Source organism: Pseudomonas sp. RW407, from assembly GCF_003176655.1.
In the GTDB taxonomy this organism is placed as follows: domain Bacteria; phylum Pseudomonadota; class Gammaproteobacteria; order Pseudomonadales; family Pseudomonadaceae; genus Pseudomonas; species Pseudomonas delhiensis.
In genome coordinates, this window is record NZ_QGSL01000106.1 from 168,268 (window position 1) to 194,178 (window position 25,911).

Genomic DNA, 25,911 nt, shown 5'->3' on the forward strand with positions numbered 1-25,911 from the left:
GACGGCAGCTACCCGCCCCTCAGCCGCATGCCCTCCGAGGCCGAGCTGGGCAAGGCGTACGCCGTCAGCCGCATCACCGTGCGCCAGGCCCTGGGCGACCTGCAGAAGGAAGGGCTGATCTTCAAGATCCACGGCAAGGGCACCTTCGTAGCCAAGCCCAAGGCGTTCCAGAACGTCAGCACCCTGCAGGGCCTGGCCGAGTCCATGGGCCAGCGCGGCTACGAGGTGATCAACCGCCTGCGCAGCTTCCGCTTCGTGCCGGCCGACGCCCAGGTGGCCGCGCGCCTGCAGGTGGCCGAGGGCGACACGGTCGCGCAGATCAAGCGTGCGCGCCTGGTCAACCGCGAGCTGGTGTCGCTGGAGGTCACCTACCTGCCCGAGGCCATCGGCCGGCGCCTGGAGAAGGCCGACCTGGTGACCCGCGACATCTTCCTGATCCTCGAGAACGACTGCGCGCAGCCCCTGGGCCACGCCGACCTGGCCATCGACGCCATCCTCGCCGACGCCGAGCTGGCCGCCGCCCTGGAGGTGGAGGAAGGCTCGCCGGTGATGCGCATCGAGCGCCTCACCCACACCGCCGACGGCCAGCCGCTGGACTACGAACATCTCTACTACCGCGGCGACGCCTTCCAGTACCGCCTGCGCATCGACCGCCACAAGGGCCCGCAAACATGAGCCACATCGACCTCCCCGAAGACAAGGAAAGCGCCTACGACATCGTCGTCATCGGCGGCGGCACCGCCGGCCCGATGGCGGCGATCAAGGCCAAGGAAGCCAACCGCGAGCTGCGCGTGCTGCTGGTGGACAAGGCCAACGTCAAGCGCAGCGGCGCCATCAGCATGGGCATGGACGGCCTGAACAACGCCGTCATCCCCGGCCACGCCACGCCCGAGCAGTACACCAAGGAAATCACCGTGGCCAACGACGGCATCGTCAACCAGGCCGCCGTCTACGCCTATGCCACCCACAGCTTCGAGACCATCGAGCAACTCGACCGCTGGGGCGTGAAGTTCGAGAAGGACGAGGTCGGCGACTACGCGGTGAAGAAGGTCCACCACATGGGCGCCTACGTGCTGCCGATGCCCGAGGGCCACGACATCAAGAAGGTGCTGTACCGCCAGCTCAAGCGCGCGCGGGTGGAGATCACCAACCGCCTGGTGGCCACGCGCCTGCTCACCGACGCCGAGGGCGCGGTCAACGGCCTGCTCGGCTTCGACTGCCGCACGGCGCAGTTCCAGGTGATCCGCGCCAAGGCGGTGATCCTCGCCTGCGGCGCCGCCGGGCGCCTGGGCCTGCCCGCCTCCGGCTACCTGATGGGCACCTACGAGAACCCGACCAACGCCGGCGATGGCTACGCCATGGCCTACCACGCCGGGGCGGAGCTGGCGAACCTGGAATGCTTCCAGATCAACCCGCTGATCAAGGACTACAACGGCCCGGCCTGCGCCTACGTCACCGGCCCGCTGGGCGGCTACACCGCCAACTCCAAGGGCGAGCGCTTCATCGAGTGCGACTACTGGAGCGGGCAGATGATGTGGGAGTTCCACCAGGAGCTGGAAGGCGGCAACGGCCCGGTGTTCCTCAAGCTGGACCACCTGGCCGAGGAAACCATCCAGACCATCGAGGACATCCTCCACGGCAACGAGCGCCCCAGCCGCGGCCAGTTCCACGCCAACCGCGGCACCGACTACCGCAGCCAGATGGTCGAGATGCACATCTCCGAGATCGGCTTCTGTTCCGGCCACTCGGCCTCGGGGGTGTGGGTCAACGAGAAGGCCGAGACCAGCGTCCAGGGCCTGTACGCCGCCGGCGACATGGCCGCGGTGCCGCACAACTACATGCTCGGCGCCTTCACCTACGGCTGGTTCGCCGGGCGGAACGCCGCGCAGTACGTGGCCGAACGGGACTTCAGCGAAGTCGACCGGGCCCAGGTGGAACGCGAGCGCGAACGCGTCTTCGCCCCGCTCGGGCGCGAGCACGGCCTGCCGCCGGCGCAGGTGGAGTACAAGCTGCGGCGCATGGTCAACGACTACCTGCAGCCGCCGAAGGTGACCAGGAAAATGGAGATCGGCCTGCAGCGTTTCGCCGAGATCGGCCACGACCTGCAGCAGCTGAAGGCGAACAACGCCCACGAGTTGATGCGCGCCATGGAAGTCAGCGTGATCCGCGACTGCGCCGAGATGGCCGCGCGCGCCTCGCTGTTCCGCACCGAGAGCCGCTGGGGCCTGTACCACCACCGCGTGGACTACCCGCAGCGCAACGACGCCGAGTGGTTCTGCCATGCGCACCTGAAGAAGGACGAGAGCGGTGCCATGACCAGCTTCAAGAAGCCGGTGGAGCCGTACCTGATCGCCTTGGACGATGAGGAGCAGAAGGCCTATGAGCGGTTGCGGGTGAAGAACGAGGCGGCCTGAGAGCCCTAGAAGCCCCTCTCCCCCCGCCCTCTCCCGCAAGCGGGAGAGGGAGCTGTTCGGCGCGAGCGGCACTGACGGAGTCAGCCGGCGAGCGCGGAAATATCCATCGCTCAGGACAGTCCCCTCTCCCTTCAGGGAGAGGGTTAGGGAGAGGGTGGCGAGCCAAGCGCCGAACCTTCCCTGAACCACCAGACCACCGGCACCAAGACCGGCCAGCAACACCACGAGGAACCGTGCCATGCCCCACCAGCCCCAGGAAATCTTCTTCCGCTCCAGCGCCCCGGTGACCGTGGACGAGGACAAGTGCATCGCCGACAAGGGCTGCACCGTCTGCGTCGAGGTCTGCCCGATGGACCTGCTGGCGATCAACCCGGCCACCCAGAAGGCCTACATGGCCTTCGACGAATGCTGGTACTGCATGCCCTGCGAGAAGGACTGCCCGACCGGCGCGGTGAAGGTGGAAATCCCCTACCTGCTGCGTTGAGCGACGCTTCCCTGTAGGAGCGGGCCCTGCCCGCGATTCGCGCGCAGGGCGCGCTCCTACACCCACAACGACAACCGGACACGCCACCGGACGCCTGATGCACCGCCCCTCGTTTCCCACCGCACACCGGCGGCGGAGACGATTCCAACACTGATGATTCGAGGGGAACACCCATGACCTTGCGCACCACCCTGGCCGGCCTCGCGCTGGCCATCGCCAGCCTTTCCGCCCACTCGGAGACCATTCGCGTCGCCATCGGCACCCAGGACACCACCATCAACTGCGCCGCCGGCGGCCTGCTGGTCCGCGAGCTGAACCTGCTGCCCAAGTACCTGCCCCACGACGGCAAGTACAAGGACGCACAGTACGACATCCAGTGGAAGAACTTCACCAGCGGCGCGCCGCTGACCAACGAGATGGTCGCCGGCAAGCTGGACTTCGGCGCCATGGCCGACTTCCCCGGCTCGCTCAACGGCGTGGCTCACGAAGCCGCCGGCAAGCGCAGCCTGTTCATCAGCGTGCTTTCCGGCAGCATCGAGGGCAGCGGCAACGGCATCGTGGTGCCGGCCTCGTCCAAGGTGCAGTCGCTGGCCGAGCTCAAGGGCCAGACCATCTCTGTGCCCTTCGCCTCCACCGCCCACGGCCTGCTGCTGCGCGCCATCGCCGCGCAAGGCTGGGACCCGGACAAGGACGTGACCATCATCGCGCAGCCGCCGGAAGTCGCCGGCTCCGCGCTGCAGGCCGGGAAGATCGCCGCCCACGCCGACTTCGTGCCCTTCGCCGAGCTGTTCGAGAGCCGCGGCATCGCCCGCAAGATCTACGACGGCTCCCAGGCCAAGGCGCCGACCTTCCACGGCGCGCTGGTGGCAGCCGACTACGCCCAGCAGTACCCGGAGATCGTCGAGGCCTACCTGCGCGCCACCTACGAGGCCAACCAACTGCTGGCCGCGGAACCGGAGAAGTACAGCGAACTGATCGAGAAGGTCGCCGGCATCCCCGCCGAGGTGAACTACCTGTTCCACGGCCCGCTCGGCCTGCAGACCCGCGACCTGACCTGGAAGCCGGAATACCGCCAGGCCGTGGCCACCGCCATCGACACCCTGAAGCTGCTGAAGAAGGCCGACCGCGGGCTGAACGTCGAGCAGTTCGTCGACGACCGCTACATCCGCGCCGCCTTCAAGGCCGCCGGCGCCGACTACGACGCCGCGCTGAAGAACTACGCCCAGCAGCCGCTGACCGCGAAGGACGCGCTGACCGGCAAGGCCATCGACGATGCGCGCCACGTCGCGCAGATCTGGGTGCGCGGCGAGCCCAGGGTGCGCAGCTATGCCTCGGCGCAGGAAGCCCTGGGTGAGCTGGCCAAGCTCAAGCAGCAGGGCAAGGAAGTCCGCGCGGTGTACGCCCAGGCCAGCGACAGCGGCATCAAGCTGCTGGCCAGCCAGGCCTGGTTCGTCCAGGGCAAGGACGGCGCGCTGAACGCCTTCCTGCTCAAGGAACAGGCCGAACGCTACGCGCAGAGCAACGGCGGCGAGGTGCGCGACTTCGCCGGCGCCAGCCAGCAAGCCGTGGCCAGCCGCTGACGTCCCCGCCCGGCGCCGCGCGCGCCGGGCCCTTGCGGAACCTCGAAGATGAACCTGAACAACCTGACCCGCTGGAGCCTGCGCCTGGCCTCGCTGCTGCTCTGCGTGGCGCTCTGGCAGCTGGCCAGCGCGCGCTACCTGAACCTCGGCATCGTCACCTTCGCCAACGTCCCCGGCCCGCGTGAGGTGCTCGACGCCGCCGTGCAACTGGCGCAGTCCAGCAAGCTCGGCCGGCACCTGGGCAGCAGCCTGGCGCGGGTGCTGGCCGGCTACCTGCTGGCGGCCGTCGCCGGCGTGCTCCTGGGCCTGGCCATCGGCCGTGGCCGCTGGGCCCGCGACAGCCTGCTGCCGCCGCTGGAAGTGCTGCGGCCGATCCCCGCGGTGGCGTGGATCCCGCTGGCGATCCTGATGTTCCCCAGCTCCGAGCTGTCGATGATCTTCATCACCTTCACCGGCGCGCTCTTCCCGATCCTGCTCAACACCATCCACGGCGTCGAGGCGGTGGACCCGCGCCTGCTCGCCTCGGCCCGCAGCCTCGGCGCCGGGCGCCTGGCGCTGCTGCGCGAGGTGGTGCTGCCCGGCGCCCTGCCGAGCATCGTCACCGGCCTGGCCATCGGCATGGGCACCTCCTGGTTCTGCCTGGTGACCGCCGAGATGATCTCCGGGCAATGGGGCATCGGCTACTACACTTGGGAGTCCTACACTTTGCAGAACTACCCCGACATCGTTGTCGGCATGCTGCTGATCGGCGTGCTCGGCATGGCCAGCAGCCTGCTGGTGCGCCAGCTCGGCGCCCTGGCCACGCCCTGGCAGCGCCTGGCCGGAGGCAAGCCATGAGCCTGCCGGAGAACCTCCCCGCCGGGCACGTGCGCATCGACAACCTGTCGATCCACCTGGGCAGCGGCCGCGACGCCTTCGAGGCGGTGCACTCCCTCGGTTTCTGCATCGAGCCCGGCGAATTCGTCTGCGTGCTCGGCCCCTCCGGCTGCGGCAAGTCCACCCTGCTCGGCGCCCTGGCCGGGCACCTGCGCCCCAGCGGCGGCAGCCTGGAAGTCGACGGCCAGCCGGTGAACGGCCCCTCGCCGCAGCGCGGCATGGTGTTCCAGCACCACACCCTGCTGCCCTGGCGGCGGGTGCGCGACAACGTCGCCTTCGGCCTGAAGATGCGCGGCGTGCCCCGCGCCGAACGCCACGCGCGGGCCGAGGAAATGCTCCAGCTGGTCGGCCTGGAAGGCTTCGCCCAGCGCTGGCCGTCGCAGCTTTCCGGCGGCATGCAGCAGCGGGTGGAGATCGCCCGGGTGCTGATCAACCAGCCGCGCCTGCTGCTGATGGACGAACCCTTCGGCGCCCTCGACGCGCAGACGCGGATGATGATGCAGGAGCTGCTGCTGGACATCTGGACGCGCCTGCGCACCAGCGTGCTGTTCATCACCCACGACATCGACGAGGCGCTGTTCCTCGCCGACCGCATCCTGGTCATGAGCCCGCGCCCCGGGCGCATCCTCGAGGAAATCCGCCTGGACTTCCCGCGCCCGCGCCACGCCGACCTGCTGACCAGCGCCGGGTTCGCCCGCCTGAAACGCCACTGCCTGGAGCTGCTGCGCCACGAGGACGGCCGCCAGCTGCCGCGCCTGACGCCCCTGGGCCTGCCGAACAACGAACACAACCGACCGCGATTCGCCATATGACCGAGCTCAGCACAGACAACCCCGACATCCTCGACCTGCAACCGCGCCTGCAGCACGCCGACCCCGGCGTGCGCCGCATCGCGCTCATCGACCTGGCCGACCTGGAGGAGCCCGAGGCCCTGCCCTGGCTGGCCCGGGCACTGACCGCCGACCCGGCCGCCGCCGTGCGCGCCGAAGCCGCGCGGCTGTTGGAAGCCTGGGAGGAACCCGAAGTGGTCCAGGCCCTGTGCCAGGCCCTGGCCGACAGCGACGAAAGCGTGCGCGAAGCCGCCGCGCAAAGCCTCAGCGAACTCAAGACCGCCGAGGCCGGGCGCTTGCTGCTGCCCTGGGCGCAGCACGCCGACACCTTCGTCCGCCGCAGTGCCCTGCGCGCCCTGCGCGAACTGCGCCTGGACGAAAGCGTGACCCCGGCCCTGGCCGCCCTGGACGACACCGACGCCGGCGTGCGCCGCGAGGCGGTGGGCATCCTCGGCTGGCTCAAGCGCATCGAGGCCCTGCCGCGCCTGGCCGCCCTGGCCAGCGACGATGCCGACAGCGAAGTGCGCCGCGCCGCCGCCGGCGCCCTCGGCCTGGCCAGCGACGCCAGCGTGCTGCCGGCCCTGCGCGCCGCGCTGAACGACAAGGCCTGGAAGGTCCGCGAGGAAGCCGCCGGCACCCTCGGCAAGCTTGGCCTGCAGGAAGCCGGCGAAGCCTTGCTGCAGGCGCTGCAGGACGACTTCTGGCAGGTCCGCCTGCGCGCCGCCCGCGCCCTCGGCAACCTGCGCTACCAGGCCGCCCGCGAAGCGCTGCAGGCACTGCTCGGCCACACCATCAGCAACCTGCGCAAGGAAGCCGCGCTGGCTCTCGGCGAACTCGGCGACATCCGCGCCCTGCCCGCCCTGCAAGCGGCCCAGGCCGATGGCGACCCGGAAGTGCGCAAGGCCGTGCGCATCGCCCTCACCCAGCTGGGCGCGCCGGCATGAACGCGCCCCGTGCCCTGCACCGCTCCAGCGCCGGGCGCGAGCTGCGCATCGACTGGGGCGACGGCGAGGTGCAGCACATCGCCTTCGCCCGCCTGCGCGGCGCCTGCCCCTGCTCGCAGTGCCGCGCGGCGCGCCTGCAGGGGCGCATCGCGCTGGTCGGCGCCGAGGTCGGGCTGAGCGCCGTCAACCCGCAGGGCTACGGCGTGCAGCTGGTGTTCGACGACGGCCACGAGCGTGGCATCTACCCCTGGAGCTACCTGCGCCAGCTGGGCTGAACCGCTACCACTCGCCGATGCGCACCAGCTTGCCGCCTTCCGGCTCGCCGTAGCGGAAGGCCTGGCCGCGCAGGTCGATCTCCTCGTTGCTGATGGTGGTGCGCCGCTTCAGGCCGCGCAGCCACTGGAACAGGTAGGCCTGATGCTGCTCGCGGACGTCCGCATGGGCCGGGTCGGCGCCCAGGTCGCGCAGTTCGCCCGGGTCCGCCTGCAGGTCGAACAACTGCGGGCGGAAGCCGTCGTAGGCCAGGTACTTCCAGCGCTCGCTGCGCACCATGTACATGCGGCAGGCGTCGATGGGCCGGCCCAGGCGCTCGCGGGCCGGGGCCTGGAAGGCGTAGTCGTATTCGGCGATGGCGTATTCGCGCCAGTCCGCCGGCCTGTGGCCATGCAGCAGCGGCAGCAGCGAGCGGCCCTCGACGCGGTGCGCCGCGCCCGGCACGGCGAAGGCGTCGAGCAGGGTCGGCAGCACATCGATGGACTGCACCAGCGCCTGCTCCACCGTGCCCCGCGTGGTATCGGCGGCGGCGCGCGGGTCGCGAACCAGCAGCGGCACGCCCACCGCCGGCTCCAGCAGGAACTCCTTCTCGCCCAGGCCGTGGTCGCCCAGGTAGTCGCCGTGGTCGCTGGTGAAGACGATCAGGGTGTCGTCCCAGCGGCCGCTGCCCTGCATGTGGTCGAACAGCCGGCCGAGCTGGTCGTCGATCTGCCTGATGAGCCCCATGTAGGTGGGGATCACGGTGTTGCGCACGTCCTCGCGGGAGAAGTTCAGGCTCTCCTGGTGCTGCTGGAAGGCCTGGTACACCGGGTGCCGGCTCTCCTCGCCCGGCGCCGCGCGCAGTACCGGCTGCACATGCTCGGGGCCGTACAGCGCGTGGTAGGGGGCGGGCGCGATATAGGGCCAGTGCGGCTTGATGTACGACAGGTGCAGGCACCAGGGCCGCTCGCCCTGCTCGCGCATGAAATCGATGGCGCGGCCGGTGGTGTAGACGGTCTCGCTGTGCTGCTCCGGCAGGCGCGTGGGCAACCCGGCGTTGCGCATCTGCCAGCCGCTGAGCAGTTCGCCGTTGGCGCCCTCGGCGGCATTGGCCCAGTCGTGCCAGGGGTTGTCGCCGGTATAGCCGAGGCTGCGCAAGTAGTGGGTGTAGGGCGCGCTTTCACGCTTGTCGGCGAACAGTTCGCCGTCGGGGTAGATGCCGTCGTTGCGGTCGTAGGGCTCGAAGCCGGCCTCGGCCAGTTGCAGGCCACGCTCGCTCTGCGGGTCCACGCCCAGCGCCTGCATGCCTTCGAGGTTGGCGGTGGCGTGGGTCTTGCCCACCAGCGCGGTGCGGATGCCGGCCGGGCGCAGGTAGTCGCCCAGGGTCAGCTCCTCCAGCGGCAGCGGCACGGCGTTCCAGCTCACCTGGTGGCTGCTGACGTAGCGCCCGGTGTACGAAGACATGCGCGAGGGCCCGCAGATGGTGCCCTGGGTGTAGGCCCGGGCGAAGCGCACGCCCTCGGCGGCCAGGCGGTCGATGTTCGGCGTGTGCAGGTGCGGGTGGCCGTAGCAGGACAGGTAATCGCGACGCAGCTGGTCGCACATGATGTAGAGGACGTTGCGGATGGGCTGGGGCTGGCTCATGGGGCGTTCGGCATGACGGATGGAGCCACCATTTCGCCGGCTGCCGGGCCGGGTGACAAACGCATTTGCAGCAAGATTTGCATGCAGGGAATGCAATGGGGTCGTGGTGTGGGAGCGAGCTTGCTCGCGAATGGAGTTTCCCGGTTGAGCTGGTGTTGGGTTTGAGAGCGCCCTCTCCCTAACCCTCGGCTGCGCGCCCCGCCCTGAAGGGAGAGGGGACCGTTCGGCGCGGTTTGGTTTTCCTGAGTTAGCCGGCAAGCACAGAGACTGCCGAGTGAAGCCAGCCTTCTCTCGGCACGATCTAGCCCCCTCTCCCTTCAGGGAGAGGGCTGGGGAGAGGGAGCGGAGTAAACCCACTACGCCATAACCGCCGGTGAACTCCATTCACGAGCAAGCTCGCTCCTACGAAGAGCAGCAAGACAGTTGCTCCTACACCGTCTCCTCATCGATCCGCTGCAGCTCCCCGATCATCGCCTCGGCCAGCGGCGACAGGCTGTAGCCCGCGCGGTACACGATGCCGTAGCGCGTATGCAGCTCCTCCAGGTCCTCCGGCAGCTCCGCCACCGTCAGCGCCACCAGCGGCTCCCCGGCGCCCTGGCCCAGGCCGCTGGCGATGCCGATGGCGTTGGAGGCCAGCACCACGGCGTTCAGGCCATGGCCGTTCTCGCACTCGATGTCCGGGCGGAAGTCCGGGCGGCCGCTGAGGTCCACCAGCACCTTGCGCAGGTTCGGCGGGCTGAGGTTGGTGGCGATGGGATAGCTGAGCAGTTCCGCCGCGCTCACCATGCCGCGGCCGGCCAGGGGGTGGCCGGGGCGGCAGCAGAAGTGCCACTTGCGCGGTTTCAGGCGCAGGGTGCGGTACTCGGGGTTGGCCTCGAAATGGCGGGTGTCGGCGACGAAGAACTCGAAGTCCTCGCCCTGCAGGCGCTTGCCCAGCACCTGCCAGTGCTCCACCTGGAAGACCACCCGCGCCTTGGGGTAGCGGCCGTTGAACGCGGCTATGGCCCGCGGCACCAGCCAGGCCGCCGGTGCCGGCCCCGCGCCGAAGCGCAGCTCGCCCGCCTCCAGGCCGTTGAACAGGGCGATCTCGTTGGCCAGCTTGTGCGCGCCGCTGACCAGCCGGCGCGCGTGCTCCAGCACGATCAGGCCCTGCTTGGTGGGGTTGAGTTCCTTGCTCGCGCGGTCCACCAGGCGGCAGCCGGCGCTGTGCTCCAGGGCCTGGATGCTGCGGCTGAAGGCCGATTGCGACAGGCACACGGCGTCGGCCGCGGCGACGAAGCTGCGGTGCTCGGCAAGGGCGATGAAGTGGCGGAGCTGGCGAAGGTCTATATGCATTTTCTACATAAAAAATATTGGGCAAATGCAATTGTCCGAAGGTGGACGGCCTTCTTATAAAGGCAATCTCTTATTCCGTAAATAAATCGAAATACATAAATAAAGATCGATACGGAATAAAAAGATTGCAGGCCGACGAGCCGGTCCTGCGCGACACGACCTCTTCTCCAGGACCATCCCATGCACCACCGAGATTCCGCGCCCCGCTTCCGCCGCCGGCTGTTGCCGCTGTCCATCCTGCTGGCCTCCGGCGGCCTGGCCATGGGCGCCTTGCACGCCGAGGAAGCCACCCCGCAGGACGCCGCCACCCAAGCCCAGGCCCAGGGCGAAGCCAGCACCCTGGGCACCGTCACCGTGACCTCGCGGCGCCGCGAAGAGAACTCCCAGGACGTGCCCACCGCCATGAGCGTGCTCGGCGGCGAGACCCTGGAAAGCCAGCGCATCTACCGCGTGCAGGACCTGCAGCAGCTGGTGCCCAGCACCAACGTCGCCTACGTCCACGCGCGGCAGTCCAGCGTGTCCATCCGCGGCCTGGGCAACAACCCGGCCAGCGACGGCCTGGAAGGCAGCGTCGGCCTGTACCTGGACAACGTCTACCTGGGCCGCCCCGGCATGGCCTCCTTCGACCTGCTGGACATCGAGCAGCTGGAGGTGCTGCGCGGGCCCCAGGGCACGCTGTTCGGCAAGAACACCACCGCCGGGGTGATCAACATCTCCACCCGCCTGCCCAGCTTCACCCCCGAGCGCAGCGTCGAGGTGTCCGGCGGCGAGGACGGCTACTTCCAGGGCAAGGCCACGGTTTCCGGGCCGCTCACCGACGAGCTGGCCGGGCGCTTCTCGGCCTACCGCACCCGCGACGACGGCTACGTGAAGAACGTCTTCGACGGCAACACCCTCAACGGCGGCGCCCGCCAGGGCTTCCGCGGCCAGCTGCTGTACAAGCCCGACGAGGACTTCAGCCTGCGCTGGATCGGCGACTACAACGAGGAGAACTCCAGCAACGGCATCCTCACCCTGTTCAGCACCGGGCCGACCATCAATGGCGTCAACCGCTACGAGCAGCGCGCCCGCGCCGCCGGCGCCAGCCTGGTGTACGGCGACGACCGCAAGGTCAACTTCGACGCCGCCCAGCGCGTCACCGTGTTCCAGGGCGGCACTTCGCTTGAGGCCAACTGGAAGCTGGCCAACGACTTCACCCTGACCTCCATCAGCGCCTACCGCTGGTGGGACTTCACCCCGCGCAACGACGACGGCCTGAACGTGGCCGCGGCCTACAACGCCGGCGTCTCGGTGCGCGACAAGCAGTGGTCGCAGGAGCTGCGCCTGGCCTCGCCCACCGGCGGCTTCTTCGACTACGTGCTGGGCGCCTACTACTTCGGCCAGGACCTGGACAACCACTCCTTCAACCTCTACGGCCCGCAGGCGGACATCTGGAACGGCACCGCCACGGGCGCGCTGGCCAACGTCACCAGCCTGGGCGACGGCCACATCGACACCGACAGCTACGCGCTGTTCGCCCAGGGCACCTGGCACCTGACCGACCGCCTGGACTTCACCGCCGGCCTGCGCGGCACCTACGAGGAGAAATCCGCCTCGGTCGGCCGCGATGCGCCACTCGGCGGGGCCACCGTCAGCGGCGCCGCCCTGGCTGCGCGCAATGGCCGGGCCGGCGCCTACGATTCCGGCGACCTTTCGGTGTACAGCTTCTCGCCCTCGGGCCTGCTCAGCCTGAACTACCACTTCACGGACAATCTGATGGGCTACGCCTCGCTGTCCCACGGCGAGAAGTCCGGCGGGGTGAACCTGACCGTGGCCAGCGCCCCCACCGCCGGCGCCGACTCCCTGCTGGTGGGCAGCGAGCGGGCCAACGACGCCGAGCTCGGGATCAAGAGCACGCTGTTCGACCATCGCCTGATCCTCAACGCCAACCTGTTCGCCACCGTGGTCCACGGCTACCAGGCCAACGCCTACGACGAGGCCACCCGCACCTCCTACCTGACCAACGCCGGCGACGTGCGCTCGCGCGGGGTGGAGTTCGAGGCCACCGCCCTGCCCGTCCGCGGGCTGACGCTGAACCTCAACGGCTCCTACAACGACGTGCGCTACCTGTCGTACAAGAACGCCCCCTGCCCGCCGGAAGTCGGCTTCCAGGCCGGCGCGCCGGCCTCCTGCGACCTCAGCGGCCACCAGGTGGTGGGCGCCTCCAAGTACATCTTCAACGCCAACGGCGAATACAAGTGGCGCCTGGAAGACAACCTGGAGCCCTACGTCACCGCCAGCTACGCCTTCCGCTCCAAGGCGGTGGGCACCATCGACGACTCCGACTACGGGCAGATCCCCAGCTACGCCATCGTCAACACCGCACTGGGCCTGCGCGGCGACTACGGCGACGGCCGCTGGGACCTGTCGCTGTGGCTGAAGAACGCCTTCGACAAGACCTACTACACCAGCCTGTGGAACTCGGCCAACGGCGGCTACGCCGGCGTGCTGGGCACCCCGCGCACCCTGGGCGTAACCGCCCGCTATGACTTCTGACCCCCGCTAGGAGCACTGCCATGAAGCACACCCGCGCCACCGCCCTGCTCGCCTTCTCCGCCTCGCTGCTGGCCACCGCCGTCAGCGCCGCCCCCAGCGTGTTCCCCACCGGGGTGACGCGCTACGACCCGCAGAAAGCCTTCAACCAGTACGTGATCTTCAGCGGCGCCGACAACCGGACGCACCTGATCGACATGAACGGCAACGAGGTGAAGCGCTGGGACCGCCCCGGCTTCCCCTCGGCCATCCTCGACCCGAAACTGGCCAATGGCGAGCGCGGCCACGTGCTGCTGCAGACCGCCGACCTGGCCGACCCGGGCAAGCTGTCCTCGGCCGGCAACGGCCTGCGCAACCAGGCCGTGGGCGAGCTGGACTGGGCCGGCAAGACCGTCTGGCAATGGGGCGACCAGGCCCCCGGCGGCGCCGCCCGCCAGCACCACGACCTGCGCCGGCTGGCCAACGGCAACACCCTGGTGCTGGCCAACCGCGTGCACGCGGTGAAGGGCTTCGAGGTGCCGGAGGTGATCGACGACGTGATCTACGAGGTCACCCCGCAAGGCAAGGTGGCCTGGAGCTGGACCGCCTCCGAGCACCTGCACGAGTTCGGCTTCAGCGCCGAGCAGCTCAAGCTGGTGCACGGCACCAAGAACCCCGACTACCTGCACATCAACAACCTCGCGCCGCTGGGCCCGAACCGCTGGTACGCCGCCGGCGACAAGCGCTTCGCCCCGGACAACCTGCTGTTCGATTCGCGCAACGCCAACTTCATCGCCATCATCGACAAGGCCAGCGGCAAGGTGGCCTGGCGCCTGGGCCCGAACCTGCCGCCGATCGACCCGCGCAACGCGCAGAAGCTGCCGCGCCCGGTGGACCAGATCAGCGGCCAGCACGACGCCCATCTCATCCCCGAGGGCCTGCCGGGGGCCGGCAACCTGCTGGTGTTCGACAACCAGGGCGACGCCGGCTACCCCTCGGTGCAACGCGGGGTGATCTCCGGCTCGCGGGTGCTGGAGATCGACCCGCTGAAGAACCAGATCGTCTGGCAGTACACCGCGGAAAGCTCGAAGCAGCCGGGCTGGGCCTTCTTCAGCTCGTTCATCAGCAGCGCCCGGCGCCTGCCCAACGGCAACACGCTGATCGACGAGGGGCAGAACGGCCGCTTCTTCCAGGTCACCTCGGCGGGCGAGATCGTCTGGGAATACGTCAGCCCCTACTTCGGCAAGGCGCCGCTGGGCGACGCCATCAGCAACTGGGTGTACCGCGCCTTGCCGGTGGACTACAGCTGGGTGCCCGAAGGCACGCCGCGCGAGGAAAAGGCCGTGCAGGCCGCGGTACCGGGCGCGCCGGCCGTCACCGCGGCGCGCTGAGCCGCGGCGGGAGCCCTGTCGCGATGCCTGAGGATCGGCGCGGCCGGGGGGCATCGCGGACGGAGTCCGCTCCTGCATCCGTGCATCCTGGAACCGTAGGAGCGGACTCCGTCCGCGATTCGGCGGATAACGCCGTAGGCGTTATGCGCCCTACGGGGAGCCCGGGAGCTTCGTGGTTTCGCATCGCACCGGACGGTCCCCTCATCAGCCGGCAAACTCGTAGGGCGAATAACCGTTCGCGGTTATCCGCCGTCGGCCGTGCCACCGGGGCGTCCGGCGTGGCCGGTGAATCCAATCGCGGACGGAGTCCGCTCCTACGACCGTGCCTCCTGGAGCCGTAGGAGGACTCCGTCCGCGATCTGGCGCCTTCACCCCCGGCTCGCCAGGCGGTACTGCTCCGGCGTGGTGCCGGCCTGGCGGCGGAACATGGCGATGAACGCCGAGGCGCTGCTGTAGCCCAGGTCGAAGGCGATCTCCTGCACCCCGCGCCCGGCCTCCAGCGCCTCGATGGCGGCGAGGAAGCGCAGGCGCTGGCGCCATTCGCCGAAGCTCATGCCCAGCTCGCGCTGGCACATGCGCGCCAGGGTGCGCTCGGTACTGTGCACCTGCCTGGCCCAGTCGGCCAGGGCGCGGTTGTCGCCGGGCTCGGCCTGCAGTGCGGCGAGCAGCTCGCCCAGCTGTGCGCTCTGGGCGAACGGCAGGTAGTCCTCGCGGCAGGGCGAGGCCTTCAGCTGGTCCAGCACCACCTGGGCCAGGCGCCGGTCGGCCGCGCTCTCGGGGATGTTCACCCCGCGCGCGGCGAAGTCGTTGAGGATGGCCTTGAGGATGTCGCCGATCTGCAGCGTGCAGGGCGAGGCCGGCAGTTGGCGGGCCAGCTCGGCGCTGACGTACAGCGAGCGGTAGACGATGGCCTCGCGGTTGTAGCAGCCGTGCTCCACGCCCGGCGGCACCCACACCGCGTACTGCGGCGGCGAGAGGAAGCGCTGGCCGCCGACGTCCAGCTGCATCACCCCGTGGGAGGCGTAGTTGAGCTGGCCCCAGGGGTGGCTGTGGGGCGCCGAATGGGTGTCGGCGCCGAACTCGTCGTAGCGGAAGTACAAGGGTGCCGGCAGGGCCTGGTGGTCCGGCAGCGGCAGGGGGATGTATTTCTTCGTGGGCATGTCCGGATGGCGCGGCGAGTTGTCCGGAACGAAGTATAAGCGCCAATCCGGACGGCGGGACAATGGCGCCCGTCCTTCAGAGATGTCCGCTGCAATGACTTATTTCTTCCCGCTCTTCGCCGTGCTCGTCTGGGCCGGCAACACCGTGGTCAACAAGCTCGCCGTGGGCCGCATCGCCCCGGCCGAGATCGGCTTCTTCCGCTGGCTGGTGGTGGCCGTGCTGCTCACGCCCTTCGTGCTGCGCCCGCTGCTGGCGCGGCGCGCCGAGATAGCGCCGCTGCTGCCGAAGATCGTCGTGCTGGGCCTGCTGGGCATGGCCGTGTACCAGAGCCTGGCCTACTACGCCGCGGCGCTGACCAGCGCCACCAACATGGGCATCATCCTCGCGCTGATGCCGCTGATGTCCATGGGCCTGGCCAGCGCCCTGCTCGGCCAGCGGCTCAATGCCGGCGGCGTGCTCGGCTCGCTGCTGTCGCTGCTGGGCGTGCTGCTGGTGATCGCCCATGGCGAACTGGGCAGCCTGCTGCACCAGGGCATCGGCCTGGGCGACGGCATGATGCTGGTGGCCACCCTCGCCTACGGCCTGTACGGCGTGCTGCTGAAGAAATGGCAGGTGCGCCTGCCGGGGCTGCAGCTGCTGTACCTGCAGGTGCTGGTGGCGGTGCTGGCGATGCTGCCGATGTACCTGCTCTCGCCGCACCACGGCCTGGACGCCGGCAACCTGCCGCTGGTGGCCTACGCCGGCCTGCTGGCCTCCATAGTCGCGCCCCTGGCGTGGATGCGCGGCGTGCAGGAGATGGGGCCGAACCGCATGGCGCTGTTCTTCAACCTGCTGCCGCTGGTGACCGCGGCCATCGCCGCGGTGATCCTCGACGAGCGCCTGGGCGTGCACCACCTGTACGGCGGCGCCCTGACCCTGGCCGGGGTGCTTCTTGCCGAACGTTGGCGGCCTCGGCCGGCGGCGGGTCTGGCTGCCGACTGAGGCCTATCGCGGATGAATCCGCTCCTACAAGGGAATGGCGCAGCCGGCAAATATGGCACCCGTAGGATGGGTTGAGCGAAGCGATACCCATCACCGCGACTGACGACGAACCGACAGGGAGCGTAGGGCGTATAACCGTTCGCGGTTATACGCCGCTACACCGAACGCATCCTCTGCACCGGGGCTCGGCTGGGCATTTCCAGGGCCCATGTCCAGGTCGACACCGAGCAGACGGTCGGCCAAGGTCAAACGGCGGATAACGCCGTAGGCGTTATACGCCCTACGCCCGATTCAACTCCTCGACCAACGTGGCCACCAGTTCCGCCGCCGGCAGCTCGCGGGCCAGGGGCGCGCCCTGGCCGGCCCATTGCACGGCGAAGTCGCCGTTGCCCGCGGCCTGGGCCGCGGCGACCAGCGCCTTGGTGGCGTCGTAGACCATGGGGTAGTCCGGCAGCGCCGGGGCGTCGGCGCGCTGCAGGTCGCTGAACAGGCGGTTGGGCAGGCCGCGCGCCGGGCGCCCGGAAATCGCTGCCGTGACTTCGGTGTGCCAGGCCCGCTCGCTGCGCAGCGCCGCGCGGTAGGCGGCGTTGGCCGAGGACTCCGGGCAGGCGACGAAGGCCGTGCCCATCTGCACCGCCTGTGCCCCCAGGTCGAAGGCGGCGCGTATGCCGCGGCCGTCCATGATGCCGCCGGCGGCGATCACCGGGATATTCAGCGCCGGCACCAGGCTGCCGACCAGCGCCAGGGTGCCGATACGGTCATCGTGTTCGCGGTCGAAGATGCCGCGGTGGCCACCCGCCTCGTAGCCCTGGGCGACCACCGCATGCAGCCCTGCGGCCTCGATGACGCGGGCCTCCGCCAGGTGGGTGGCGCAGCCCAGCAGGACGATGCCGGCGGCCTTCAGCCGGTCGATCCAGCCCTGTCCGGGCAGGCCGAAGTGGAAGCTGACCACCGCCGGGCGCTCTTCCAGCAGCACCTCCAGCATCTGCGGGTCGTCGACGAAGCTGCGGTAGATCTCCCGCAGCGCCGCCGGCGGCTCGCCGCCCAGTTCCTCGAACAGCGGCCGCAGGTGCTCCAGCCAGGCCGCCTCGCGGGCCGCATCGGCGCGGCCCGGGCGATGGCAGAAGAAGTTGTAGTTCACCGGCTTGCCGCTCAGCGCGCGGACCTGGGCGATCAGCTCGCGGGCCTGGGCCGGGGTGCTGGCGCCCAGGCCGATGGAGCCCAGGGCGCCGGCGTTGGACACCGCGGCGGCCAGCGCCGGGGTGGAAACCCCGACCATGGGCGCCTGGATGATGGGGTGGTCGACGCCGAGCAGTTCGCGAAGGGACATGGCGATGATCTCTTGGGGTGATCGATGGTTGACTTAAAATCTCATACAGAGAATATTCTGCGCAATACATTCTCAAGCAGAGATCACCGATGGACCTTTCCAGCCTGGAAATCTTCCGCTGCGTCGCCGAGGAGCAGAGCGTGACCCGCGCCGCCGCGCGCCTGCAGCGGGTGCAATCGAACGTCACCACGCGCATCCGCCAGCTGGAGGAAGACCTGGGCGTGGCGCTGTTCCTGCGCGACGGCAAGCGCATGGCGCTGACCGACCAGGGCCGCGACTTCCTCGCCTATGCCGGGCAGCTCCTGGCCCTGGCCGCCGAGGCGCGGCAGTCGCTGCACCCGCGGGAGGCCAGCGGCAGCCTGCGCCTGGGCAGCATGGAAAGCACCGCCGCCAGCCGCCTGCCCGGGCCGCTGGCGAGCTTCCACAAGGCCTGCCCGCAGGTGCAGCTGGAAGTCGGCACCGGCACCAGCCAGGCGCTGGTGGACGGCGTGCTGTCGCGGCGCCTGGACTGCGCGCTGGTCGCCCACCCCGATGCCCTGCGCGCCGAACCCGGCTTCGAGGCGGCCCTGGAGCGCGGCCTGCAGGGCGAGGCGGTGTTCCGCGAGGAACTGCTGCTGGCCCTGCCCGGCTGCCACCCGCCGGCGCGCGGGCCCGGCGATGTGAAGGTGCGCAACCTGGCTGGCTTCGCCCGCGGCTGCACCTACCGGCAGATCGCCGAGGACTGGCTGAACGCCGAGGGGCCGCGCGTGCAGGTGCAGGAGGTGGGTTCCTACCATGCCATCCTCGCCTGCGTCGCCGCCGGTTCCTGCGTCGGCATCCTGCCGCGCTCGCTGCTCGACCTGCAGCGCGAGCCCCCGGCGGTGCAACTGCTGCCGCTGATGACCGTGGACACCCTGCTGGTCTGGCGCGAAGGCTACGCCACCGGCGCCTTCGCACGCTTCCGCGAAAGCCTGGGGGCCGCCTCATGAACCCGCGCAGGGAACTCGCGCTGGCGCTGAGCGCCGCGCTCATCCTGGCCATCGGCATGGGCTTCGGCCGCTTCGCCTTCACCGGGCTCTACCCGCTGATGGTCGGCGAAGGCATGCTGAGCGTGAATGGCGGCTCGCTGGCGGCCTCGGCCAACTACGCCGGCTACCTGCTCGGCGCGCTGGCCCTGGCGCGCAGCCCGGAGCGCCTGGCGCCGCTACTGTGCCGGGTCGCGCTGCTGGGCACCCTGCTGGGGCTGGCGGCCATGGCCGTGCCGGCGCCGGCCTGGTTCGCCATCGGCGTGCGCCTGCTGGCCGGGGTGCTCAGCGCCGTGGCCCTGGTGGGCGCCTCGGTGTGGCTGCTGCACGTGATGCAGCAGCACCGCGGCGCGCCGCTGATGTTCTCCGGCGTGGGCGTGGGTATCCTGCTGTCCGCCGAGTTGATCGCCGGCGGCCATGGCGCGGGCCTGGGCAGCCCGGCGATCTGGCTGCTGCTGGCCGGCGCCGGGGCCGTCCTCGCCCTGCTGGCCTGGCCGGCGCTGGGCCGCCCGACGGCGGCCGGCACGGTCCACGCCCCGGCACAGGCACCGGCGTTCGCGCCCATGCCGGCGGCGAGCCTGCTGCTGATCTACGGCCTGGCCGGCTTCGGCTACATCATCACCGCCACCTACCTGCCGCTGCTGATGCGCGGCGGCGCGCTGTCGCCGCTACAGGCCTGGGCGGTGTTCGGCCTGGCGGCGGCGCCGTCGTGCTTCTTCTGGCACTGGCTGCACCTGCGCCTGGGCACGCGCCGGGCGCTGGCGGCGAACCTGCTGGTGCAGGCCCTGGGCGTGATCCTGCCGGTGCTGCAGCACAGCGCCCCAGCCTACCTGGCCAGCGCCCTGCTGGTGGGCGGCACCTTCATGGGCACGCCGACCATCGCCCTGCCCGCCGCGCGCCTGGCGGCGTCGAAGGTGCGCTTCAACATGCTGGCGGCCATGACCGCGGTGTACGGCGTGGGGCAGATCGTCGGGCCGCTGGCCTCCAGCGCCCTCTACCAGCTGGGCGGCAGCTTCGGCCCGGCGCTGCTGGCGGCCGGCGCCGCCCTGCTGCTGGGGGCCGCCTGCACCTGGCAGCCGGCGCGGGCCGCCGCAAGCTGCCCGCGCTGAGCCTCAGGCGTCGCCCTGGCGCTGGCGCTTGCGGTGCTCGGCGACCTTGTGGCGGTTGCCGCACAGGGCCATGCTGCACCAGCGCCGGCGGTGCGACTTGGTGCGGTCGTAGAACCACAGGGTGCAGTCCGGGTGCTCGCACACGCGGACCAGCTCGAAATCCCCTTCGGCAAGCAACTGCGCGCCCTGCTCCGCCAGCGGCGCCAGCAGCCATTCGGCGCCGGGCTTCACGGCCTGGTGGTGCAGATGCGCGCCCTGCCCGTCCCAATCCAGCTGCGGGTAGCTCGCGACCTTGCACAGGAAGGCGTTGAAGCGCGCCGGGTCGGCCGGCTCGCCACGCTTGCGCTTGCCCACCAGCTCGCGCAGGGTCTCGCGCAGCTCGATGGCGGCGGCCAGCAGCTCACCCTCGGCGAAGTCCGCGCCCTCCGCCGGCAGGCCCAGCAGGCGCAGCCAGTGCTGCACGTCGGCGTCGCTGTGCCAGGCATCGGAGACCGACAGGGCCGCGGCATCGGCGCGGCTCAGGCTGTTGAGCAAGTCCAGCACCGGGTGGTCGGCGAGGATGTAGGGCGGCTGGGGGGTGGTTTCGCGCATGCTCGCTCCGGGGTCGGGTGTCGAGGTCCATGGTAACCCTCGTCCAGGCGTTTTCAAGTTACAGCATCGGTCAACTGGCGGGCCGCGCCAGCCTGGCCAAGACTGTTCAGTCCCCTTCCCCTGATCAGGAGCCCTGCCATGTCCATCGACAACGTGCTGTACCGCGCCTACGCCGAAGCCACCGGTGGCCGCGAGGGCCGCGCCATTTCCTCCGACGGCGTGCTCGACGTGGAGCTGACCACGCCCAAGGAACTGGGCGGCAACGGCGAGCGCGGCACCAACCCGGAGCAGTTGTTCGCCGCCGGCTACTCGGCGTGCTTCCTCGGCGCCATGAAGTTCGTCGCCGCCCGCGACAAGCTGGCGATTCCCAAGGACCCGTCCATCGAAGGCGTGGTCGGCATCGGCCCGGTGCCCACCGGCTTCGCCATCGAGGTGGAACTGCGCATCTCCCTGCCCGGCCTGCCGCGCGACCAGGCGCAGACCCTGGTGGACCGCGCGCACATCGTCTGCCCCTACTCCAACGCCACCCGCGGCAACATCGACGTCACCCTGACCATCCTCGACTGAGCCCCGCCCCGGCTGCGGCGCCCGCCGCAGCCGCCCTTCCCCCTTCCCTGCCAAGGCCTATCCCGGATGCCGGGCTGCGCCTGTCCGGACGAACGCGCCATGTAACCCCTTAAATAGCTATTGACAGGTTACAAGGTGAGCGCAGAATACAACCTTTAGTAACCGCATAAATACGCTTAAAGAGTTACAGAGGTGACCCGCCATGTTCGCCCGACTGCTGCACCGGCTCTTCCCGCCCCCCGCCGAAAAGGACCTGGACCGCTGGGCCGACGACCTCGCCGCCGAACGCCGCTGGCGCGCCAGCCCGGCCGCGCGGGCCCGCTACTACGCCCTGCCCGGCAGCCTGCCGCGGCAACCCCGGCGGCGCTAGAGCGCCGGCAGCTGGCGGAAGCTCACCGCCAGGCGGTTCCAGCAGTTGATGGCGGAAATGGCCACGGTCAGGTCCACCGCCTCGCGCTCGTCGAACTGGCTGCGCAGTTGCTGGTAGACCTCGTCGGGCACGTTGGACTGCGACAGCAGCGTCACCGACTCGCACCAGGCCAGCGCGGCCCGCTCGCGGTCGCTGAAGAAGGGCGAGTCGCGCCACACCGCCACCGCGTACAGGCGCCGCTCGGACTCGCCGCTGCGCCGCGCCTCCAGGGCGTGCATGTCGGCGCAGAACGCGCAGTTGTTGACCTGCGAGACGCGCACCTTGACCAGCTCCAGCAAGGGCTTCTCGATGGACAGGTCGAAGGTCGCCGCCTCCAGCGCCAGGATCGCCTTGAGCGCCTCCGGCGAGGCCGTGTAGTAGTCCAGGCGTGGTTCCATGGCGGGATTCCTCGGAAGTGGATGAAGGCCATTCTGCCGGGCGCGTGGCTGCGCCAGGGTGGCCAATCGGACGAAAAATACCTACGCAACTTCGCACCCACGCCAGCCGCTGGCTACTCTTCGCCAATACAGAGCGGGCGCGGAGAGGCATTCATGGAGTTGCACATCGTCATCCAGGGCCAGAAGGACCTTGGCGGGCAACTCTACGCGCAGCTGCGCGAGGCCATCGACAGCGGGCGCCTGGCCGCCGGCGCGCGGCTGCCGCCCAGCCGCCTGCTGGCCGAGCAGCTGGGCCTGTCGCGCAAGACGGTGTCGGACATCTACGCCCAGCTCACCTACGAGGGCCTGCTGGTCGGCCGCGTCGGCAGCGGCACCTTCGTCAACGCCCGGGCGCCGCGCCACGAGCGGCGCCCGCAGGCCATCCGCTACGCCGCCCAGGACGCCATCGACACCTGGCAGGCGCTGCAGACGCGCATCGTCCACCCCCACGCCGGCGCCACCCTGCGCGCCGACTTCCTCGGCGGGGCCAGCAGCCTCGCCAGCTTCCCCCACGAGGACTGGCGCCGCTGCGTGCACTTCGCCCTGCGCCAGATGCAGGGCCCGCGGGCGGTCTACTCGCAACCCGAGGGCCTGCCCAGCCTGCGCGACGCCATCGCCCGGCACATCGCCTACAGCCGTGGCGTGCAGTGCCGCGACGAGGACATCATCGTCTGCAACGGCGCCCAGCAGGCCCTCGACCTGCTGGCCCGGGTGCTGGTGCGCCCCGGCACCCGGGTGGCCATGGAGGACCCCGGCTACCCGCCGGCGCGCCTGCAGTTCGCCATGCAGGGCGCGGAGATCGCCAGCGTGCCGGTGGACGCCGAGGGCCTGTGCGTGGAGCGCATTCCCGACGGCACCCAGCTGATCTACTGCACCCCGGCGCACCAGTTCCCGCTGGGCATGCCCATGGGCGAGGCGCGCCGCCAGGCCCTGCTGGCGCGCGCCGCCGAGCTGGGCGCGGTGATAATCGAAGACGACTACGACAGCGAGTTCCGCTACGCGGGCCGCCCCCACGAGACGCTGCACAGCCTCGACCGCCAGGGCCTGGTGGCCTACGTCGGGACCTTCTCCAAGACGCTGCTGCCGGAGCTGCGCCTGGGCTACCTGGTGGTGCCGCCGGGCCTGCGCCCGGCGCTGCTGCGCGCCCGCCAGCTGAACGACTGGCACAGCTCGACCCTGGCGCAGTGGGCGCTGGCGAAGTTCATCGGCGACGGCTGCCTGCTCAAGCACATCCGCCGCTGCCACGGCATCTACGCCAGCCGCCGCGAACGCATCCTGGCGCGGGTCGAGGGCGACCTGGCGCCCTGGCTGCAGGCGGTGCCGTCCAACGCCGGCTTCCACCTGGCGCTGCTGTTCCGGGTGCCGGTGAAGCTGCCGCTGCTGGTGGAGCTGGCGCGCAAGCTGGAAGTGGGCATCTACCCGCTGGACGGCTTCTACCACCGGGAGGAAGTGCGCCAGGGCCTGCTGATGGGCTTCGGCGCCATCGAGACGCTGGACATCGACCCGGCGCTGGACAAGCTGCGCGACCTGCTCCGGCAGATCGCCTGAAGCCACGCAGCCGCGCGCCTCAGAAGGCCGAGCGCACCACCCCGCCGTCGGCGCGCAGGGCCGCGCCGTTGGTGGCCGAGGACGCCTCGGAGCAGACGTAGACCACCAGGTTGGCCACCTCCTCGGGCGTGGTGAAGCGCTTGAGCAGCGAACTGGGCCGCGCGCTGCGGAAGAACTCCGCCTCGAACTCGGCGAAGGGCTTGCCGCCGGACAGCTTGCCGACGAACTCGTCGACGCCTTCCGAATGGGTCGGCCCCGGCAGCACCGCGTTGACCGTCACCCCGGTGCCCGCGCAGTCCTCGGCCAGGCCGCGGGACAGGCCGAGCTGGGCGGTCTTGGTGACGCCGTAGTGGATCATCTCCACCGGGATCTGCACGCCGCTCTCGCTGCTGATGAACACCACCCGCCCCCAGTTGCGCTGCTTCATGCCCGGCAGGTAGGCGCGGCTCAGGCGCACGCCGGACAGCAGGTTGACCTGCAGGAAGCGCTCCCAGTCCGCGTCGGGGATTTCCGCGAAGGGCTTGGGATCGAAGATGCCCAGGTTGTTCACCAGCACGTCCACCTGCGGGTAGCGGCCCACCAGTTCGGCGATGGCGGCAGGTTGCGACAGGTCGCCGGCGAAGCCTTCGACGCGGGCGTCGGGCTGCCGCTCGCGCAGCCTGGCCAGGGCATCGTCCACGGAGGCCTGGGTGCGGCCGTTGAGGATGACTCGCGCGCCCTCGCGGGCCAGGCCCTGGACGATGGCGAAACCGATGCCGCGGGTGGAGCCGCTGACCAGGGCGAGCTTGTCTTGCAGGTTGAAGTTCATGGTGCTGCTCCCGAACGGATTCTCGAGACGGAGGAAAGGACCAGACCCAGCAGCCTAGGCGCAACCGGCGGCCGCGTCCAAGCGACGGGGCGGATTGGACTGCCGGTTTTACCGCGGATTGTCCGTTATCCCCCGCCCGGCCGCCGCCTAGTATCCGCTTCACGAAATCCTTCCCTTTCCAGGAGTCCCGCCATGCAACAACGCATCCTCGTCATCGGTTCCGGCTTCGCCGGCATGTGGGCCGCGCTGGCCGCCGCCCGCGTCCTCGACCAGCACGGCCGCAGCGCCGAGGTGGAAATCGCGCTGATTTCCCCCGAGCCCGTGCTGCACCTGCGCCCGCGCCTGCACGAGGCGGCGCCGGCCGGCATGACCACGCCGCTGCTGCCGCTGTTCGAGGCCGCCGGGGTGCGCTACCTGCAGGGCAGCGTCGAGCGCATCCACGCCGGCGACCGCAGCGTCGAGGCCGTCGACGCCCGCGGCGAGCGCTTCACCCTCGCCTACGACCGCCTGGTGCTGACCACCGGCAGCCGCCTGTTCCGCCCGGCCATTGCGGGCCTGGCCGAGCACGCCTTCAGCATCGACCAGACCGACGAGGCCAGCGCCCTGGACGTGCACCTGGCGCGCCTGGCCGACCTGCCGCCGAGCGACGCGCGCAACACCGTGGTGGTGGCCGGCGGCGGCTTCACCGGCATCGAGATCGCCTGCGAGCTGCCCGCGCGGGTGCGCCGCGTGCTCGGCGACGACACCGAGGTGCGCGTGGTGATGGTCGAGCGCAGCCATGTGGTCGGCCCCGACCTGGGCCCCGGCCCGCGCCCGGTGATCGAGCAGGCCCTGGACGAACTGGGCGTGGTGCGCTTCCTCGGCGCCGCGGTCGAGGCCATCGATGCCAACGGCCTGACCACCGCCACCGGCGAGCGCATCGAGGCCAGGACGGTGATCTGGACCGCCGGCATGCGCGCCAGCCCGCTGACCGAGCAGGTCCCCGGCGAACGCGACGCCCTGGGCCGCCTGCACGTGGAGCGCGACCTGCGGGTCAAGGGCGCGGCCGGCGTGTTCGCCGCCGGCGACGTGGCCCTGGCCCAGGTCGACGACCAGGGCAACCACGCCCTGATGTCCTGCCAGCACGCGATGAACATGGGCCGCAGCGCCGGCCACAACGTCGCCGCCGACCTGCTCGGCCTGCCCACCCAGGCCTACAGCCAGCCGGTCTACGTCACCTGCCTCGACCTGGGTCCCTGGGGCGCGGTCTACACCGAGGGCTGGGAACGCCAGGTCAAGCTGCAGGGCGCCGAGGCCAAGGCCCTCAAGCGCCGGATCAACACCGAATGGATCTACCCGCCCCAGCCCAGCCGCAAGGCCGCCCTGGAAGCCGCCGACCCGCAACGGGTGGTGGTGGCATAACCCGTAGGGCGGATAACGCCCAAGGCGTTATCCGCCATGATCGCGGACGGAGTCTCCTACCCCACCACCGCTGCCCCACCTGTAGGAGCGCGCCCTGCGCGCGATTCGCGGGCAGGGCCCGCTCCTACGGTTCCAGGAAGCACGGACGTAGGAGCAACTGTCTATTGGGTTTGGGTGTAGCGCGCCGCTCCGAGTGTTCGGATGTCTCTTGTTTCGCCCCCTCGGGCGAGTCACTTCTTTCAAACGCCAAAGAAGTAACCAAGAAGGCTTGCCCCGCATACGGGCCCGATAAAGCCGGGCTACC

General features: G+C 70.2%; 24 protein-coding genes. 17 read left to right on the forward strand and 7 right to left on the reverse strand.

All coding sequences use genetic code 11. From position 1 onward, the window contains the following. The 8 genes from DK254_RS17670 to DK254_RS17705 form a co-directional block, all read left to right on the forward strand. Positions 1–675: GntR family transcriptional regulator (locus DK254_RS17670; RefSeq protein ID WP_109935775.1), on the forward strand; the 675-nt coding region annotated here is incomplete at its 5' end. Continuing rightward, positions 672–2,414 (forward strand): fumarate reductase/succinate dehydrogenase flavoprotein subunit, encoded by a 1,743-nt coding sequence (locus tag DK254_RS17675; protein WP_109934825.1) that lies wholly within the window; start codon positions 672–674, stop codon positions 2,412–2,414. The genes DK254_RS17670 and DK254_RS17675, both read left to right, overlap by 4 nt. A gap of 238 nt (positions 2,415–2,652) precedes the next feature. Continuing rightward, positions 2,653–2,898, forward strand: a complete 246-nt coding sequence (locus DK254_RS17680; protein ID WP_009622146.1) for a ferredoxin family protein — start codon at positions 2,653–2,655, stop codon at positions 2,896–2,898. Positions 2,899–3,071: 173 nt separating this feature from the next. After that, on the forward strand, positions 3,072–4,478 hold the full coding sequence (locus DK254_RS17685) for an ABC transporter substrate-binding protein (RefSeq protein WP_109934826.1): 1,407 nt from the start codon (positions 3,072–3,074) through the stop codon (positions 4,476–4,478). 48 nt (positions 4,479–4,526) lie between these two features. Continuing rightward, the gene (locus DK254_RS17690) at positions 4,527–5,315 is read left to right on the forward strand and encodes an ABC transporter permease (RefSeq protein WP_109934827.1); all 789 of its coding nucleotides are present in this window, start codon (positions 4,527–4,529) and stop codon (positions 5,313–5,315) included. Further along, entirely contained in the window at positions 5,312–6,166 is an 855-nt protein-coding gene (locus DK254_RS17695) for an ABC transporter ATP-binding protein (RefSeq protein WP_109934828.1), read from the forward strand. Before DK254_RS17690 ends, DK254_RS17695 begins: the two co-directional genes overlap by 4 nt. Continuing rightward, the gene (locus tag DK254_RS17700) at positions 6,163–7,128 is read left to right on the forward strand and encodes a HEAT repeat domain-containing protein (protein WP_109934829.1); all 966 of its coding nucleotides are present in this window, start codon (positions 6,163–6,165) and stop codon (positions 7,126–7,128) included. Before DK254_RS17695 ends, DK254_RS17700 begins: the two co-directional genes overlap by 4 nt. After that, a complete protein-coding gene (locus tag DK254_RS17705) occupies positions 7,125–7,403 on the forward strand; it encodes a gamma-butyrobetaine hydroxylase-like domain-containing protein (RefSeq protein ID WP_109934830.1) in 279 nt (92 codons plus the stop codon). Before DK254_RS17700 ends, DK254_RS17705 begins: the two co-directional genes overlap by 4 nt. 4 nt (positions 7,404–7,407) lie before the next feature. Here DK254_RS17705 and DK254_RS17710 read toward each other — a convergent pair whose 3' ends face one another. Both DK254_RS17710 and DK254_RS17715 read right to left on the reverse strand, forming a co-directional pair. Then, a complete protein-coding gene (locus DK254_RS17710; RefSeq protein WP_109934831.1) occupies positions 7,408–9,024 on the reverse strand; it encodes an alkaline phosphatase family protein in 1,617 nt (538 codons plus the stop codon). A 429-nt stretch (positions 9,025–9,453) separates the two neighbouring features. Beyond that, the gene (locus DK254_RS17715; protein WP_109934832.1) at positions 9,454–10,359 is read right to left on the reverse strand and encodes a LysR family transcriptional regulator; all 906 of its coding nucleotides are present in this window, start codon (positions 10,357–10,359) and stop codon (positions 9,454–9,456) included. 180 nt (positions 10,360–10,539) lie between these two features. Between DK254_RS17715 and DK254_RS17720 the strand changes: the two genes are divergently transcribed. Then, positions 10,540–12,894, forward strand: a complete 2,355-nt coding sequence (locus tag DK254_RS17720) for a TonB-dependent receptor (protein WP_109934833.1) — start codon at positions 10,540–10,542, stop codon at positions 12,892–12,894. A gap of 20 nt (positions 12,895–12,914) precedes the next feature. Beyond that, entirely contained in the window at positions 12,915–14,261 is a 1,347-nt protein-coding gene (locus tag DK254_RS17725) for an aryl-sulfate sulfotransferase (RefSeq protein ID WP_109934834.1), read from the forward strand. A 368-nt stretch (positions 14,262–14,629) separates the two neighbouring features. Here the strand turns inward: DK254_RS17725 and DK254_RS17730 are convergent, their stop codons facing one another. After that, positions 14,630–15,421 (reverse strand): helix-turn-helix transcriptional regulator, encoded by a 792-nt coding sequence (locus DK254_RS17730; RefSeq protein WP_109934835.1) that lies wholly within the window; start codon positions 15,419–15,421, stop codon positions 14,630–14,632. A gap of 94 nt (positions 15,422–15,515) precedes the next feature. Between DK254_RS17730 and DK254_RS17735 the strand changes: the two genes are divergently transcribed. After that, entirely contained in the window at positions 15,516–16,403 is an 888-nt protein-coding gene (locus DK254_RS17735) for a DMT family transporter (RefSeq protein ID WP_109934836.1), read from the forward strand. A 280-nt stretch (positions 16,404–16,683) separates the two neighbouring features. On the opposite strand, the gene DK254_RS17740 is transcribed toward DK254_RS17735, so the two are convergent. Further along, positions 16,684–17,733 (reverse strand): nitronate monooxygenase family protein, encoded by a 1,050-nt coding sequence (locus DK254_RS17740; protein WP_109934837.1) that lies wholly within the window; start codon positions 17,731–17,733, stop codon positions 16,684–16,686. Positions 17,734–17,822: 89 nt separating this feature from the next. Between DK254_RS17740 and DK254_RS17745 the strand changes: the two genes are divergently transcribed. Together DK254_RS17745 and DK254_RS17750 are read left to right on the forward strand one after the other, a co-directional pair. Next, the gene (locus tag DK254_RS17745) at positions 17,823–18,701 is read left to right on the forward strand and encodes a LysR family transcriptional regulator (RefSeq protein WP_109934838.1); all 879 of its coding nucleotides are present in this window, start codon (positions 17,823–17,825) and stop codon (positions 18,699–18,701) included. Continuing rightward, positions 18,698–19,846, forward strand: a complete 1,149-nt coding sequence (locus DK254_RS17750) for a YbfB/YjiJ family MFS transporter (RefSeq protein ID WP_109934839.1) — start codon at positions 18,698–18,700, stop codon at positions 19,844–19,846. The genes DK254_RS17745 and DK254_RS17750 overlap by 4 nt, the downstream gene beginning before the upstream one ends. A gap of 3 nt (positions 19,847–19,849) precedes the next feature. On the opposite strand, the gene DK254_RS17755 is transcribed toward DK254_RS17750, so the two are convergent. After that, positions 19,850–20,437: an ABATE domain-containing protein gene (locus DK254_RS17755; protein WP_109934840.1), complete on the reverse strand. Its 588-nt coding sequence runs from the start codon at positions 20,435–20,437 to the stop codon at positions 19,850–19,852. A 138-nt stretch (positions 20,438–20,575) separates the two neighbouring features. Here DK254_RS17755 and DK254_RS17760 point away from each other — a divergent pair, with 138 nt between their 5' ends. Both DK254_RS17760 and DK254_RS34170 read left to right on the forward strand, forming a co-directional pair. After that, the gene (locus tag DK254_RS17760; RefSeq protein ID WP_089393710.1) at positions 20,576–21,004 is read left to right on the forward strand and encodes an organic hydroperoxide resistance protein; all 429 of its coding nucleotides are present in this window, start codon (positions 20,576–20,578) and stop codon (positions 21,002–21,004) included. A 202-nt stretch (positions 21,005–21,206) separates the two neighbouring features. Next, a complete protein-coding gene (locus DK254_RS34170; RefSeq protein ID WP_158546424.1) occupies positions 21,207–21,374 on the forward strand; it encodes a hypothetical protein in 168 nt (55 codons plus the stop codon). On the opposite strand, the gene DK254_RS17765 is transcribed toward DK254_RS34170, so the two are convergent. Beyond that, a complete protein-coding gene (locus DK254_RS17765) occupies positions 21,371–21,811 on the reverse strand; it encodes a carboxymuconolactone decarboxylase family protein (RefSeq protein WP_074979250.1) in 441 nt (146 codons plus the stop codon). The two genes, DK254_RS34170 and DK254_RS17765, sit on opposite strands and share 4 nt — an antisense overlap. A 153-nt stretch (positions 21,812–21,964) precedes the next feature. Between DK254_RS17765 and DK254_RS17770 the strand changes: the two genes are divergently transcribed. After that, positions 21,965–23,398, forward strand: coding sequence for a PLP-dependent aminotransferase family protein (locus DK254_RS17770; RefSeq protein WP_109934841.1), 1,434 nt, complete (start codon positions 21,965–21,967; stop codon positions 23,396–23,398). A 19-nt stretch (positions 23,399–23,417) separates the two neighbouring features. On the opposite strand, the gene DK254_RS17775 is transcribed toward DK254_RS17770, so the two are convergent. Then, positions 23,418–24,206 (reverse strand): SDR family NAD(P)-dependent oxidoreductase, encoded by a 789-nt coding sequence (locus DK254_RS17775; protein ID WP_109934842.1) that lies wholly within the window; start codon positions 24,204–24,206, stop codon positions 23,418–23,420. A 192-nt stretch (positions 24,207–24,398) separates the two neighbouring features. On the opposite strand from DK254_RS17775, the gene DK254_RS17780 reads away from it, so the two are divergent. Then, the gene (locus DK254_RS17780; protein ID WP_109934843.1) at positions 24,399–25,607 is read left to right on the forward strand and encodes an NAD(P)/FAD-dependent oxidoreductase; all 1,209 of its coding nucleotides are present in this window, start codon (positions 24,399–24,401) and stop codon (positions 25,605–25,607) included. Positions 25,608–25,911 lie beyond the last annotated feature (304 nt).